This window comes from Pseudomonas sp. NFX15, assembly GCF_049132105.1.
Lineage (GTDB): Bacteria > Pseudomonadota > Gammaproteobacteria > Pseudomonadales > Pseudomonadaceae > Aquipseudomonas.
On sequence record NZ_JAFMPV010000016.1, the window covers coordinates 1 to 13,773 of the forward strand.

Sequence of the window (13,773 nt, forward strand, 5' to 3'; positions counted from 1 at the left end):
TCCTTAACAACTTCAACCACTTGCGCCTCAGATCTCTCGTCAGCGGGAGGCGAATTCTACAGCGTTACACGCCGCTGTCAACACCTCTTTTTCAACTTCCTTTTGGCTTCGATGAACTGAAGCACCTACTGCCGAAAACCTCGTAACTCGTTGTTTACCAAGGAGTTTTCCGTTTCGACTGTGCCGGAAGTGGGGCGAATTATAGGCTTCTAAAATTCGCCGTCAACCCCTTATTCTGACTTTATTCGGCTTTAAGCGTAATACGCGCAAATGCCTTCTTCCCTGCCTGGCACACATGGGTTGCACCCACCGCGTATATAAAGGTGCGGTCAACGACCTCACCATCTATACGCACGCCACCCGAACCGAGAAGGTCGCGCGCCACAGCCGAGTTCTTTACCAGGCCTGCCTTGTTAAGAACGGCAGCAATCGGCATATCTTCGGCAGCGGTCAACTCGATCTCAGGCAGATCGTCCGGCAGCTCACCATCCTTCATACGGTTACCGGCAGCACGGTGAGCATTGGCCGCAGCCTCCTCACCATGGAAGCGCGCAACGATCTCCTCAGCCAGCTTGATCTTGATGTCGCGCGGATTGGCACCCGCCTCCACATCAGCGCGCAATGCATTGATCTCATCCATGGAGCGGAAGCTGAGCAACTCGAAGTAGCGCCACATCAGCGCATCCGGAATGGAAACCAGCTTGCCGTACATCACACCCGGCGTTTCCTGGATACCGACGTAGTTGCCCAAGGACTTGGACATCTTCTTCACGCCATCCAGGCCTTCAAGCAGCGGCATGGTCAAGATGCACTGGGCTTCCTGACCATAACCACGCTGCAGCTCACGCCCCATCAACAAGTTAAACTTCTGATCAGTCCCACCCAACTCAACGTCTGCGCGAAGCGCGACCGAGTCGTAACCCTGAACCAGCGGATACAGGAACTCATGAATGGCGATGGGTTGATTGGTCGTGTAGCGCTTGTCGAAGTCATCGCGCTCGAGCATGCGGGCCACGGTGTACTGCGAAGTCAGGCGAATGAAGTCGGCCGGCCCCATCTGATCCATCCAGGTGGAGTTGAAGGCCACTTCGGTTTTTGCCGGATCAAGAATCTTGAACACCTGAGTCTTGTAGGTCTCGGCATTCTCGAGGACCTGCTCGCGAGTGAGCGGCGGACGCGTGGCGCTCTTGCCACTCGGATCACCGATCATCCCGGTGAAGTCACCTATAAGGAAGATCACCTGATGCCCCAGCTCCTGGAACTGACGCAGCTTATTAATAAGCACGGTGTGACCCAGGTGCAGGTCCGGAGCGGTTGGATCGAAGCCCGCCTTAATACGCAGCGGTTGGCCACGCTTGAGCTTCTCAATCAGCTCGGACTCGACCAACAGTTCTTCTGCACCACGTTTGATCAGCGCTAGCTGCTCTTCAACCGACTTCATAACCAACCTGCAAGGCTCAGATTCAAAGGGAACCAACCATACAAGATCGGGCGTCAAATACAAGGTTTGCCCGGCGCACGGGCACCAATCCACAGACAGACTGTCTGTGGACTTGCTTCAGAGATGATTTGGTTATATTTTATACAGTTATTTCATCTTCATCATGTCATTCATCTTTTCCAATTCATCTTTTTCAAAGTCAAAGCCACTTATGACCACTGAATCGTCTAAAGCGCCGCCGCTTTACCCGAAAACCCACTTGCTTGCCGCAAGTGGCATCGCCGCCCTTCTCAGTCTGGCGCTCCTGGTATTCCCTTCCAGCGATGTTGAAGCCAAAAAGACGACCCTGAGTCTTGAACTGGAAAGCCCTGCTGAACAATTGACACAAGATCAAGACGCCGCCCAAGCCGTTCAAGCCACAAATGAACCCGCAGCGTCTCCCTTCGCGCAGATCGATAACAGCGCCGAAGAGCCCCAGCAAACCGCTCAAGCCGAGCCGGCTCCGGTCGTCGAAGAAAAGAAGCCAGCAAGCCACAGGGAAGTGATCGTCGCCAAGGGTGACACCCTGTCCACGCTGTTCGAGAAAGTCGGCCTTCCAGCCGCCTCCGTGCATGAAATCCTCGCCAGCGACAAGCAGGCCAAGCAGTTCAGCCAGCTCAAGCACGGGCAAAAACTCGAGTTCGAACTGAGCCCCGACGGCCAATTGAACAACCTGCACAGCAAACTCAGCGACCTCGAAAGCATCAGCCTGACCAAGAACGACAAGGGCTATACGTTCAATCGTATTTCCGCGAAACCGAGCGTACGCTCCGCTTACGTTCATGGCGTGATCAATAGCTCACTGTCGCAATCGGCGGCCCGCGCCGGGTTGTCCCACAGCCTGACCATGGACATGGCCAGCGTGTTTGGCTACGACGTCGACTTCGCCCAGGATATTCGCCAGGGCGACGAGTTCGACGTGATCTACGAACAAAAAGTGGTCAACGGCAAAGCCGTTGGCAATGGCCCGATCCTGTCGGCGCGCTTCACCAACCGCGGCAAGACCTACACCGCCGTGCGCTATACCAATAAGCAGGGCAACAGCAGCTACTACACGGCGGATGGCAACAGCATGCGCAAGGCGTTCATCCGTACGCCGGTAGACTTCGCCCGCATCAGCTCCAAGTTTTCCATGGGCCGCAAACACCCGATCCTGAACAAGATCCGCGCCCACAAAGGCGTGGACTACGCAGCGCCGCGCGGCACACCGATCAAGGCTGCCGGAGATGGCAAAGTCTTGTTGGCTGGCCGCCGTGGTGGCTACGGTAATACCGTGATCCTCCAGCACGGCAATACCTACACCACGCTGTACGGCCATATGCAAGGCTTCGCCAAGGGCGTGAAGACTGGCGGTACCGTGAAACAAGGCCAGGTGATTGGCTATATCGGCACCACCGGCCTTTCCACCGGGCCGCACCTGCACTACGAGTTCCAGGTCAACGGTGTACACGTCGACCCACTGGGCCAGAAATTGCCAATGGCCGACCCGATCGCCAAGGCAGAACGCGCACGCTTCCTCGCCCAGAGCCAGCCGTTGATGGCGCGCATGGAGCAGGAAAAGGCCACCCTGCTGGCTTCGAGCAAGCGCTAAGCGATGGCGCTCTATATAGGTGTGATGTCCGGAACCAGCCTTGATGGCCTGGACATCGCACTGATCGAGCAAGCCCCGGCAATCAAGCTGATCGCCTCCCACTACATTCCGATGCCTGACGCCCTTCGCGCGCAGCTGCTTGGCTTATGCGCAAGCGGCCCGGACGAAATCGCCCGCTCCGCTATCGCCCAACAGAACTGGGTGAAACTGGCCGCCCAAGGGATTCACGCGCTTCTCGCTCAACAGCAACTGAAGCCGGATGACATCCGTGCGATTGGCAGCCATGGCCAGACCATCCGCCACGAACCGGCGCGTGGTTTCACCGTACAAATCGGCAATCCAGCCTTGCTGACAGAGCTGACCAACATAACCGTGGTCAGCGACTTCCGCAGTCGCGACGTTGCCGCCGGCGGACAGGGCGCGCCGTTGGTGCCCGCCTTTCACGAAGCCTTGTTTGAACAGCGCACCGGCAACCGCGCCGTCTTGAACGTCGGCGGCTTCAGCAATCTCAGCCTGATCGAGCCCGGCAAACCTGTCTCAGGTTTCGACTGCGGCCCCGGCAACGTGCTACTCGACGCCTGGATTCACCAGCAACGCGGCGAGCACTTTGACCGTGACGGCCAATGGGCTGCGAGCGGCAAGGTTCAACCGACACTGTTGAATGCCCTGCTCAGCGATCCGTTTTTTGTGACCAAAGGCCCGAAGAGCACAGGCCGGGAAGTGTTCAACCTGCCGTGGCTGACACAGCACCTGGCCCGCCTGCCAGCCTTCGCCGCCGAAGATGTGCAGGCGACGCTGCTTGAGTTGACCGCACTGACGATTATCGAATCCCTGCAAAGTGCCCAGGTCGATACGCAGGAACTGCTGGTCTGCGGCGGCGGCGCCCACAACACTGCCTTGATGCATCGCCTGGCCGAGTGGCTGCCGGACGCCAGCGTCAGCAGCACCGCCACCTACGGCGTAGACCCTGACTGGGTCGAAGCCATGGCCTTCGCTTGGCTCGCTCATTGCTGCCTCGAAGGCATCGCCGCCAACCGCCCCAGCGTTACCGGCGCCCGCGGCTTGCGCGTGCTCGGCGCCATCTACCCCGCGTAAATCCTCCAGACAGCAAAACGCCGCGGAGTCCCGAGACCCTGCGGCGTTTTGTAATACCGGTGTGCAGATCAGATCGAGAACGAAGAGCCGCAGCCACACGTGGTGGTCGCGTTTGGGTTCTTGATGACGAAACGCGAACCTTCCAGACCTTCCTGGTAGTCCACCTCGGCACCCGCCAGGTACTGGAAGCTCATCGGATCGACCACCAGGCTCACGCCTTCGCGCTCGACGATGGTGTCGTCATCGGCCACTTCTTCATCGAAGGTAAAGCCATACTGAAAACCTGAACAACCGCCGCCCGTAACGAATACGCGCAGCTTCAAGCGATCATTCCCCTCTTCATCGACCAGGCTCTTCACCTTGTGCGCGGCACCGTGGGTGAATTGCAAAGCCGTGGGGGTGAAGGATTCGACGCTCATGCTGACTATCTCCCGGCGCTAAGCCGTCATATTGCGTGATGACGCGCATTATCCGCTTCTCCTAGAAAAGCGGTCAACTATTGTTATGGTATATCAACCAACCCAATCGCCGGCCCACCATGCAAAAAGGCCCGTCAGACGGGCCTTTTGGCTACTCGCGATAAACCTTACGGCAGCATGCCGGCGTGGGACAGGCCCAGACGTTCATCCAGCCCAAACAGAATGTTCATGTTCTGCACAGCCTGACCCGACGCGCCTTTGACCAGGTTGTCGATCACCGACAGCACTACCACCAGATCGCCGTCCTGTGGACGATGCACCGCGATTCGGCAAACGTTGGCACCGCGCACGCTACGGGTTTCCGGATGGCTGCCGGCCGGCATGACGTCGACGAACGGCTCGTTGGCGTAACGCTTTTCAAACAATGCCTGCAAGTCCACCGAGCGATCAACGACAGTGGCATAGAGCGTGGAGTGAATGCCGCGAATCATCGGCGTCAGGTGCGGTACGAAGGTCAGGCCGACGTTCTTGCCCGCAGCGCGACGCAGGCCCTGGCGGATTTCCGGCAAGTGGCGATGCCCTTTGACGCTGTAGGCTTTCATGCTTTCCGATGTTTCGGAGTACAGCGAGCCCACCGAGGCGCCACGACCGGCACCGCTGACGCCGGACTTGCAGTCAGCAATCAGGGATTTGGTGTCCGCCAGGCCCGCTTCGAGTAATGGCAGGAAACCCAATTGCGTGGCGGTTGGGTAGCAGCCCGGCACAGCAATCAAGCGCGCTTTCTTGATCTGCTCGCGATTGACTTCCGGCAAGCCGTACACGGCTTCGTCCAGCAGTTCTGGCGCACCATGCGGCTGACCGTACCACTTGGCCCACTCATCAGCATCTTGCAGGCGGAAGTCGGCCGACAGGTCGATAACCTTGGTCCCGGCCGCCAGCAACTCGCCTGCCAGGGCGTGAGCGACACCGTGCGGCGTGGCGAAGAACACCACATCGCAAGCGCCCAGGGTGTTGATGTCCGGAACGCTGAAGGCCAGGCCGTCGTAATGGCCTCGCAGGTTCGGGTACATGTCGGCAACGGCCAGGCCGGCCTCGGATCGGGAAGTGATGACCACCACTTCAGCTTGCGGATGCTGCGCCAACAGACGCAGCAGTTCGACACCGGTGTAACCCGTGCCGCCGACGATACCGACCTTGACCATAAACCTGCCCTCAACGAACCCACTGGAAAGCCGTCGATAATAGGGGCCGCGCGCCCCTGCGACAACCGTCAAGGTGACGTGCGGACGCTCTCGCCTCTACTATTGCGGCTACCGCCAATCCTGGAATAACCAAAAATGCTCTATCTGTGGCTCAAAGCGTTTCATATCGTCAGCGTCGTGTGCTGGTTTGCCGGCCTGTTCTACTTGCCGCGCCTGTTCGTCTATCACGCTCAAAGTGAAGACACGATCAGCAAGGAACGCTTCAGCGTCATGGAGCGCAAGCTGTACCGCGGCATCATGGGCCCGGCGATGATCGCCACGCTGATCTTCGGCGGCTGGCTCATCTACCTCAACCCGAGCATCTTCACCCAGGGTGGCTGGATACATGCCAAGCTGACCCTGGTCGTGTTGCTGATTGGCTACCACCATATGTGCGGCGCGCAGGTAAAACGCTTTGCCCGTGGCGAAAACACCCGCAGCCATGTCTTCTATCGCTGGTTCAATGAAGTGCCGGTTCTGATATTGCTGGCAATCGTAATTCTGGTCGTCGTTCGGCCGTTCTAAATCCAATAGGCACCAACTCACCGGGGTATTTCCAATGTCGCTGCCCGCTCTGCTCGAACAACGTTTGCGCCTGCCCGTGGTGGCCGCGCCGATGTTCCTGATTTCCAACCCACAATTGGTACTCGCCTGCTGTCGCCAGGGCGTGGTCGGCAGCTTCCCGGCGCTGAACCAGCGCGAGAGCAGTGGTTTCAAGGCCTGGCTGGAAGAAATCGAAGCCGGGTTGGCGACGCTGGAAAACCCGGCGCCTTATGCCGTGAACCTGATCGTCCACAACAGCAATCCGCGTTTACAGGCAGACCTGCAGATTTGCGTCGAGCGCAAAGTGCCAATCGTGATCACCAGCCTTGGCGCCGTGAAAGAAGTGGTCGACGCGGTGCACAGTTACGGCGGCCTGGTGTTCCATGACGTGACGACTCGTCGCCACGCCGAAAAAGCCGCCGAAGCGGGTGTCGATGGCTTGATCGCCGTGGCCGCGGGCGCCGGTGGCCACGCCGGGACCTGGAGTCCGTTTTCGTTGATTGCCGAAATCCGCCAATTCTTCGACAAGACCCTGTTGCTGGCCGGCTGCCTGAACCACGGTCACGAAATTCTCGCCGCGCAATTGCTCGGTGCGGATCTGGCCTACTTCGGTACGCGATTTATCGGCACCACCGAAAGTCATGCACCTGACGCCTACAAAGAAATGCTGCTGACATCCAAGGCAGCGGACATCGTCCATACTCCAGCCGTGTCAGGTATTCCTGCGAGCTTCATGCGCCAGAGCCTGGAGGCCGCCGGTTTCGACATGGCGGCATTGCAAGGCAAGGGCGAGATCAACTTCGGTTCCAAGCTTAAACCGGTCAGCGATGAGGCCAAGGCCTGGAAAACCGTCTGGTCCGCCGGCCAGGGTGTTGGAGAAATCGACGATTTGCCGAGTGTCGAGCAATTGGTCGCACGCCTGGACGCGGAATACCGCCAGGCCCTGGAACAGGCGGCGCAATTGTCCAAACGCTGGCCGCGCTGACAGCAAACCTTGGCCAGCCCGGTTCGGCTGGCCTTACACTCGCCCGAACACACTTTTCTTTCAACGTCTCGTGACAAGGATGCCTCGAACATGGGCGACAACCGTTTCAAGATCGTCTTCGAGGGGGCCTTGCTGCCCGGGGTCGACATCGCCACGGCAAAGCTCAATCTCGCCGGATTGTTCAAAAGCGATGTCACGGCCATCGAGCGTCTGTTCAGCGGCCGTCCGGTTGCGCTCAAACGTAATCTGACCCACGCCGATGCCCAGACCTATCTGCAGGCGCTGAGCAAAACCGGGATCGATGCCCGAATCGAAGTCGAAACGCCGATCGAGTTGAACCTCGCCGACGTCCAAGACCATACCCCGCCCGCCCCTCAAACTGCCTTGGCGCAACCGCAATCGCCTTATGCCCCGCCTCGCGCCGCCGTCGGTGAAGACGTGGCGCAGTTGGCCACGCTCAAGCCCTTCAGCTTCGCCGGTCGTATCGGCCGCCTGCGTTACCTCGCCTGGACGCTGGTGCTGACCCTTGTCCTGATGGCGGTTTGCGGGACGTTTGCCTTGGTCGCCCTGGCGCTTATTGGTGCAGACTCGACCGCCGGCCTGATCCTCGGCGGCTTGCTGGGCCTGATCCTGTTCGTCGGATTTGCCTTCGTCGGCATCCAGATCAGCGTTCAGCGCTTGCACGATATCGGCTGGTCCGGCTGGCTGTGGCTGCTGAGTCTGCTGCCTTTTGTAGGCAGTTTTTTTCCATTCGTGATCATGGTGGTGCCGGGTAACCAGACCGCCAACCGCTACGGCCCGCCGCCCCCGCCGAACAGTACCGCGGTCAAGGTATTGTCGGTGCTGTGGCTGGCCATGATCGCGCTGATCCTGGTCGGTGCGCTGGCCGGTGGTCTCTCGGCAATTCAGGAAGGATACGAAAACGCCGCCCAGAGCAGCTACGAAAGCAGCACGATGAACACCGATGAAATCGACGTCGAGGTCGAACCGGCGCCAAATTCCACTGACGATGCAGCCGAAGAGGCCCAGCCCCCTGTAGACTCTGCGAAAGAATGAACAGCGCTCCTGGCCCGTGACACCTGCGTCGCGGCGCGGAGCTGTTGCGATGGAGAACTGCATGACCCGTTACGCTCTGATCACTGGCGCATCCAGCGGCATCGGCCTGGCCATGGCCGAAGCGCTGGCCCGCCGCGGCCGCAGCCTGATTCTGGTGGCCCGACAACGTGATCAGCTGGAAAGTATTGCGATCGAACTGACCCAACGGTTCGGCGTGGAAGTGTTGTTCCGTGCCTGCGACCTGGGCGAGCCGCTGCGCCTGTCCGGGTTCCTGCTGGAGCTGGAAGAAGGTGACCGGCAGATCGATCTGTTGGTCAACTGCGCCGGCATCGGTACATGCGGTCCGTTTCTGGCCCAGGACTGGATGACCGAGCAGGACCTGATCGAAGTCAACATCCTCGCCCTAACCCGCCTGTGCCACGCCATCGGCAACAGCATGGCCCTGCAAGGTGGCGGGCAGATCCTGAATGTGGCATCGGTGGCAGCGTTTCAACCGGGGCCGTGGATGAGCACTTATCACGCCAGCAAGGCGTACGTGCTGCACTTTTCCGAAGGCTTGCGTGTCGAGCTGAAAAAATGTGCGGTCAAGGTTTCCGTGCTCTGCCCCGGGCCAACTCGCACGGCGTTTTTCCGTACCGCGCAACTCAACAGCGACAAACTGAGCAGCAGCAAACTGCTGATGAGCCCGGAGGAAGTGGCGCTCTACACCGTGCGCGCCCTGGAAAAAAATCAGGCAATCATCATTCCGGGACGGCGTAACCGTTGGTTCGCCTTCCTGCCGCGGCTCGGCTCGCGCTGGCTGACCCGAACCATCGCCGGCATGGTCATCAAGGCCTACTGCCCGCGCTGAGCGGATTCAAGGTAAAGAACTGGGCGCCGGCCTACGCCATGAGTACACTCGGGCCAGCCCAAACAACGGAGAAAACAGCTGTGGATACTCTGTTCACCAAGATCATCAACCGGGAAATCCCGGCGAAGATCATTTACGAGGACGACCAGGTACTGGCCTTCCACGACATTGCCCCACAGGCACCGGTGCATTTCCTGGTGATCCCGAAGAAACCGGTCCGCACCTTGAACGACCTGACCGAGGACGACAAGGCATTGGCCGGGCACATCCTGTTCACCGCCCAGCGCCTGGCACTGGAACTGGGCTGCGAGAAAGGCTTCCGCGTGGTCATGAACTGCAATGAAGAAGGCGGCCAAACCGTCTACCACATTCATATGCATGTGCTGGGTCAGCGCCAGATGCACTGGCCGCCGGGCTGATCGCGATCGCACCTGTAGGAGCGAGCCTGCTCGCGAAAAGGGTCTCACCTTCAACATTTTTTGTTGACTGACACCCCGTTTTCGCGGGCAAGCCCGCTCCTACAAAACGGCATCACCGCATTGTCACAACCCCAGTATCACAATGACCCAGCGCAAACCTTACCCGGCCGATTGGGTTAAACTGGCCACCGAAATCCCCCCGGAGGTCAGCATGACTACCCAACGTCACTACTCGCCGATTGACCGTCTTCTGCTGCAAGCCGATGCCGCGATGCGTACCCTGCTGCCCTTCAGCGGCCAGCCGTACCGCCCTTCGCCTGCCATCGTGCAGCCGGACGCGACCCTGAGCGACGAAGACAAGCGCCACGTTGCCGGCCTGATGCGCATCAACCATACCGGCGAAGTTTGTGCCCAGGCGCTGTATCAGGGGCAGGCGCTGACCGCCAAGCTGCCGCAAGTGCGCGCCGCCATGGAGCATGCCGCCGAGGAAGAAATCGATCACCTGGTGTGGTGCGAACAACGCATTCATCAACTGGGCAGTCACACCAGCATTCTCAACCCGCTGTTTTATGGCATGTCGTTCGGGATTGGTGCCGTGGCCGGCCTGATCAGCGACAAAGTCAGCCTGGGCTTTGTGGCGGCAACGGAAGACCAGGTGTGCAAGCACCTGAACGAACACCTGGAGCAATTGCCAGCCGAGGATGAAAAGTCCCGGGCGATTCTTGAGCAGATGCGCGTTGATGAAGAACAGCACGCGGAAAGCGCGCTGGATGCGGGCGGGTTTCGTTTTCCGGCGCCGGTGAAGTTCGGGATGAGTTTGCTGGCCAAGGTGATGACCAAGAGTACTTATCGCATCTGATACCTGTAGGGGCTGATGGGGCCTCTTCGCTGGCAAGCCAGCTCCTACAGGGAATTTAATCGACAAATAAAAAGGCGACTGCCGTGAGGGAGTCGCCTTTTTAGTGCCCGGGAATCTTACGACATGTTGCGCGCGTAGAAGATTTCGAGCATTTCATGTTTCACCCGCTCGGTCACCTGGGCGCGTTGCTCAGAGGACAGGTTGCTGGTGGCGTCGCCGAACAGGTAGTTGTCCAGTTCGAAGTTCTTCAGCAGCATCTTGGTGTGGAACAGGTTTTCCTGGTACACGTTCACGTCGGTCATCTGGTACGCGTCGCGAGTGTCTTCGGACAGGTAGTTCTGGATCGAGTTGATCTCGTGGTCGATGAAGTGCTTCTTGCCTTCAATGTCACGGGTAAAGCCGCGCACACGGTAATCCACGGTTACGATGTCCGAATCGAACTGGTGAATCAGGAAGTTGAGCGCTTTAAGCGGTGAAATGACGCCACAGGTCGACACGTCGATGTCCACACGGAACGTGGCAATCCCGCTGACCGGATGGATTTCCGGGTAGGTGTGCACCGTGATGTGGCTCTTGTCGAGGTGGGCCAGAATGATTTCGGGCAACGGGCCCGGAGACTCTTCGATCTGACTGTCGGTCGGGGTCACCGGCTCTTCGGAAATCAGGATCGTGACGCTGGCGCCTTGCGGCTCATAGTCCTGACTGGCGATGTTCAGGATATTGGCACCAATGATATCGACAACTTCCGTGAGGATCTGCGTCAGGCGCTTCGCGTTGTACTCTTTATTGATGTACTCGACGTAGGCCTGCTGGTCTTGCGGGGTTTCCGCGTAGCAGATGTCATAGATGTTGAAGCTCAAGGTCTTTGTCAGGTTATTGAACCCGTGGAGCTTGAGTTTGCTTTTCACCGTTAAAAACTCTCTATGTGTTTGCGGCCCGGCCGCGTGATCAAGCATGCCCGTCAGATGCGAACAACGCACCTGCGTAGGACGGTTAACACCTCTTCGCGATGGCGATTTTGGTTGTTTGTTCGGGTGCGAGGCCTGTCGGCTGACCGGCCACTACCCTGAAAAAAGTGGCGCATTATGCAGACGTCGGCTTGGGTTCGCCAGAGTCTGCACTGCTTTTATGATAGTTGAATGTCGATTCAACCGAGCTCGATGATCTCGTAGTCGTGGGTGATCTCCACGCCCGCGGCGCCGAGCATGATCGAGGCCGAGCAATACTTCTCGGCCGACAGCTCGATAGCGCGCTTGACCTGGGCTTCTTTTAGCCCGCGGCCCTTGACCACGAAGTGCATGTGGATCTTGGTGAAGACTTTCGGATCTTCCGTTGCGCGCTCGGCTTCGAGGAAGGCTTCGCAGCTCTCGACAGCCTGGCGGGACTTCTTGAGGATGCTGACCACGTCGAAATTGCTGCAACCGCCAACACCCAGCAGGAGCATTTCCATCGGCCGGACACCCAGGTTGCGTCCGCCAGCATCGGGCGGACCGTCCATGACCACGACATGACCGCTACCGGATTCGCCGAGGAACATGGCTTCGCCAGCCCATTGGATGCGTGCCTTCATCGCCCAGACTCCACTGTATTAAAAAGGGTCGCCAGCTTAGCACAGGCCCCGTGATTGACAGCGCCCGGCGTCCTAGGACATATCCCACTGCCTTGTAGGTAAATGCTCGAATTTTTCAGGAAGTGTCTGTTAAGCTGACGCCAATTCAATGGCGCTTCGCCAGCTGTACCTCAGCGTTCGCTATTCATAAAAAAACCAAACACACCGTGCAGTCTTTTCGGGATACAACCATGGTTGCTATTGCCCTCACCCCCAAGATCAAGAACCTCGACAAACTGTTGATGCATTGCCAGCGCCGTCGCTATCAGGCCAAGAGCAACATCATTTGTGCTGGCGACCGCTCGGAGACGTTGTTCTTTATCATCAAGGGTTCCGTCACCATCCTGATCGAAGATGATGACGGCCGGGAAATGATCATTTCCTACCTCAACGCCGGGGACTTCTTCGGTGAGCTGGGACTGTTTGAGCAGGCGGGCCTCGAGCAAGAGCGTAGCGCCTGGGTGCGGGCCAAGGTTGAATGCGAGGTCGCGGAAATCAGCTACGCGAAATTCCGTGAATTGTGCCAGCAGGATCCGGACATTCTTTACGTCCTCAGCGGACAAATCGCACAACGTCTGCGCAACACCACGCGCAAAGTCGGTGACCTGGCGTTCTTCGACGTCACCGGTCGCGTTGCCCGTTGCCTGCTGGAACTGTGCAAACAGCCGGACGCAATGACCCACCCCGATGGCATGCAAATCAAGGTAACGCGTCAGGAGATCGGACGGATTGTCGGTTGTTCCCGGGAGATGGTCGGTCGCGTTCTCAAGGATCTGGAAGAACGCAACCTGGTGGACGTCAAAGGCAAGACCATGGTGGTCTTCGGTACGCGATAAGCTCGAAAACCTAACCGCTGAACATCTGTGCCAGCATCAACCGATAGAGTTGCTCGAGGCGAACCAGCGCATCGGGTGCCGGGAATTTCTCGTGCAACGCGATGTGACTTTCAACGCGCACCCGCTGTTCCAGACCGCAAGCCTCGTTGAAACGATTGACCGCGGCGACCATGGACGCTCGGTCGTTATCCATCAGCATCGCACCGTGCACCAACCCCACCGGACGCTGCCCCCCCTGGCTCTGACGCCAGCGCTGGGCAGTGCCGACCATTTTGCGACCGTCCAGGTTGACGTTGAAGCGGCCATCACAGAAAGCGCCTTCGATTTCACCCAGCGATGATGCGCCGCCCAATTCATCGAGCAACTGGCAGATCGGATCGCATAGACGCCGGTAGCCGGATTCGATGCGGTTCAGGTCGCTTTCGCTGCGCGGTGGTGCGTAGACCAGGGCAATGTTGATTGTGGTGGCAGATTGCGGAACCGGTTCGCCGCCGGTGTCGCGCAGCAACACCGGCCAGCCTGCCGCTGCCGAGACTTCGCAGGCGGCTTCGAAGCCTGGCAAGCGGCTCAGGCGACGCGGCATGACCAATGCCTGGTCGCTGGGTTGCCAGAACAACAGGCCAAACTCTGAATCGCCAGCACAGACCGAGGCCAACAGATCCTGTTCGGCTTGCAGACCGGTTTCGATGGTGAGGAAAACAGGAGAGGTCATAAGAAAATCCGTAGGACAAAAAGTCTGTGGTGTTGCTTATGCCGCTATCGCGAGCAGGTTCGCTCCTACATGGGATTA

At 58.7% G+C, this 13,773-nt stretch carries 15 protein-coding genes; 9 read left to right on the forward strand and 6 right to left on the reverse strand.

Annotated elements, in window-relative coordinates; all coding sequences use genetic code 11:
- Positions 1–241 precede the first annotated feature (241 nt).
- Positions 242–1,441 (reverse strand): tyrosine--tRNA ligase, encoded by a 1,200-nt coding sequence (gene tyrS / locus J1D76_RS17430; protein WP_421139489.1) that lies wholly within the window; start codon positions 1,439–1,441, stop codon positions 242–244.
- A 211-nt stretch (positions 1,442–1,652) separates the two neighbouring features.
- Between tyrS and J1D76_RS17435 the strand changes: the two genes are divergently transcribed.
- On the forward strand, positions 1,653–3,071 hold the full coding sequence (locus tag J1D76_RS17435) for a peptidoglycan DD-metalloendopeptidase family protein (protein WP_421139490.1): 1,419 nt from the start codon (positions 1,653–1,655) through the stop codon (positions 3,069–3,071).
- Between the two features lie 3 nt (positions 3,072–3,074).
- Positions 3,075–4,166 carry an anhydro-N-acetylmuramic acid kinase gene (locus tag J1D76_RS17440; protein WP_421139491.1) on the forward strand — a complete coding sequence of 364 codons (1,092 nt, stop codon included), beginning with the start codon at positions 3,075–3,077 and terminating at the stop codon, positions 4,164–4,166.
- A gap of 68 nt (positions 4,167–4,234) precedes the next feature.
- Here the strand turns inward: J1D76_RS17440 and erpA are convergent, their stop codons facing one another.
- Together erpA and argC are read right to left on the reverse strand one after the other, a co-directional pair.
- Positions 4,235–4,585, reverse strand: coding sequence for an iron-sulfur cluster insertion protein ErpA (erpA, locus tag J1D76_RS17445; protein WP_007906865.1), 351 nt, complete (start codon positions 4,583–4,585; stop codon positions 4,235–4,237).
- 167 nt (positions 4,586–4,752) lie between these two features.
- A complete protein-coding gene (gene argC, locus J1D76_RS17450; RefSeq protein ID WP_421139492.1) occupies positions 4,753–5,787 on the reverse strand; it encodes an N-acetyl-gamma-glutamyl-phosphate reductase in 1,035 nt (344 codons plus the stop codon).
- A gap of 135 nt (positions 5,788–5,922) precedes the next feature.
- Between argC and hemJ the strand changes: the two genes are divergently transcribed.
- From hemJ to coq7, 6 genes are all read left to right on the forward strand, one after another.
- Entirely contained in the window at positions 5,923–6,351 is a 429-nt protein-coding gene (hemJ, locus tag J1D76_RS17455; RefSeq protein WP_421139494.1) for a protoporphyrinogen oxidase HemJ, read from the forward strand.
- Between the two features lie 34 nt (positions 6,352–6,385).
- The gene (locus tag J1D76_RS17460; protein ID WP_421139495.1) at positions 6,386–7,354 is read left to right on the forward strand and encodes an NAD(P)H-dependent flavin oxidoreductase; all 969 of its coding nucleotides are present in this window, start codon (positions 6,386–6,388) and stop codon (positions 7,352–7,354) included.
- A 90-nt stretch (positions 7,355–7,444) separates the two neighbouring features.
- Positions 7,445–8,410, forward strand: a complete 966-nt coding sequence (locus J1D76_RS17465) for a DUF805 domain-containing protein (RefSeq protein WP_421139496.1) — start codon at positions 7,445–7,447, stop codon at positions 8,408–8,410.
- Between the two features lie 61 nt (positions 8,411–8,471).
- The gene (locus J1D76_RS17470) at positions 8,472–9,260 is read left to right on the forward strand and encodes an SDR family NAD(P)-dependent oxidoreductase (protein WP_421139497.1); all 789 of its coding nucleotides are present in this window, start codon (positions 8,472–8,474) and stop codon (positions 9,258–9,260) included.
- 80 nt (positions 9,261–9,340) lie between these two features.
- Complete coding sequence (locus J1D76_RS17475; RefSeq protein WP_008027110.1) at positions 9,341–9,679, forward strand: histidine triad nucleotide-binding protein; 339 nt, start codon at positions 9,341–9,343, stop codon at positions 9,677–9,679.
- A gap of 211 nt (positions 9,680–9,890) precedes the next feature.
- Entirely contained in the window at positions 9,891–10,538 is a 648-nt protein-coding gene (coq7, locus tag J1D76_RS17480; RefSeq protein ID WP_421139498.1) for a 2-polyprenyl-3-methyl-6-methoxy-1,4-benzoquinone monooxygenase, read from the forward strand.
- 116 nt (positions 10,539–10,654) lie between these two features.
- Here coq7 and speD read toward each other — a convergent pair whose 3' ends face one another.
- Together speD and J1D76_RS17490 are read right to left on the reverse strand one after the other, a co-directional pair.
- Complete coding sequence (gene speD, locus J1D76_RS17485; RefSeq protein ID WP_421139499.1) at positions 10,655–11,446, reverse strand: adenosylmethionine decarboxylase; 792 nt, start codon at positions 11,444–11,446, stop codon at positions 10,655–10,657.
- Positions 11,447–11,685: 239 nt separating this feature from the next.
- Complete coding sequence (locus J1D76_RS17490; protein WP_008061600.1) at positions 11,686–12,108, reverse strand: OsmC family protein; 423 nt, start codon at positions 12,106–12,108, stop codon at positions 11,686–11,688.
- Positions 12,109–12,338: 230 nt separating this feature from the next.
- Between J1D76_RS17490 and crp the strand changes: the two genes are divergently transcribed.
- Positions 12,339–12,983 (forward strand): cAMP-activated global transcriptional regulator CRP, encoded by a 645-nt coding sequence (gene crp, locus J1D76_RS17495; RefSeq protein ID WP_421139500.1) that lies wholly within the window; start codon positions 12,339–12,341, stop codon positions 12,981–12,983.
- Between the two features lie 10 nt (positions 12,984–12,993).
- Here the strand turns inward: crp and J1D76_RS17500 are convergent, their stop codons facing one another.
- On the reverse strand, positions 12,994–13,695 hold the full coding sequence (locus tag J1D76_RS17500) for a lipoate--protein ligase family protein (RefSeq protein ID WP_421139502.1): 702 nt from the start codon (positions 13,693–13,695) through the stop codon (positions 12,994–12,996).
- Between the last annotated feature and the right edge of the window lie 78 nt (positions 13,696–13,773).

Excerpts from the sequence above, each read along its gene's own strand:
- coq7 (WP_421139498.1), top strand. The coding sequence starts at position 9,891 with ATGACTACCCAACGTCACTACTCGCCGATTGACCGTCTTCTGCTGCAA.
- crp (WP_421139500.1), top strand. The coding sequence starts at position 12,339 with ATGGTTGCTATTGCCCTCACCCCCAAGATCAAGAACCTCGACAAACTG.
- J1D76_RS17470 (WP_421139497.1), top strand. The coding sequence starts at position 8,472 with ATGACCCGTTACGCTCTGATCACTGGCGCATCCAGCGGCATCGGCCTG.
- J1D76_RS17435 (WP_421139490.1), top strand. The coding sequence starts at position 1,653 with ATGACCACTGAATCGTCTAAAGCGCCGCCGCTTTACCCGAAAACCCAC.
- argC (WP_421139492.1), bottom strand. The coding sequence starts at position 5,787 with ATGGTCAAGGTCGGTATCGTCGGCGGCACGGGTTACACCGGTGTCGAA.
- J1D76_RS17460 (WP_421139495.1), top strand. The coding sequence starts at position 6,386 with ATGTCGCTGCCCGCTCTGCTCGAACAACGTTTGCGCCTGCCCGTGGTG.
- J1D76_RS17465 (WP_421139496.1), top strand. The coding sequence starts at position 7,445 with ATGGGCGACAACCGTTTCAAGATCGTCTTCGAGGGGGCCTTGCTGCCC.
- erpA (WP_007906865.1), bottom strand. The coding sequence starts at position 4,585 with ATGAGCGTCGAATCCTTCACCCCCACGGCTTTGCAATTCACCCACGGT.
- hemJ (WP_421139494.1), top strand. The coding sequence starts at position 5,923 with ATGCTCTATCTGTGGCTCAAAGCGTTTCATATCGTCAGCGTCGTGTGC.
- tyrS (WP_421139489.1), bottom strand. The coding sequence starts at position 1,441 with ATGAAGTCGGTTGAAGAGCAGCTAGCGCTGATCAAACGTGGTGCAGAA.
- J1D76_RS17490 (WP_008061600.1), bottom strand. The coding sequence starts at position 12,108 with ATGAAGGCACGCATCCAATGGGCTGGCGAAGCCATGTTCCTCGGCGAA.
- J1D76_RS17440 (WP_421139491.1), top strand. The coding sequence starts at position 3,075 with ATGGCGCTCTATATAGGTGTGATGTCCGGAACCAGCCTTGATGGCCTG.
- J1D76_RS17500 (WP_421139502.1), bottom strand. The coding sequence starts at position 13,695 with ATGACCTCTCCTGTTTTCCTCACCATCGAAACCGGTCTGCAAGCCGAA.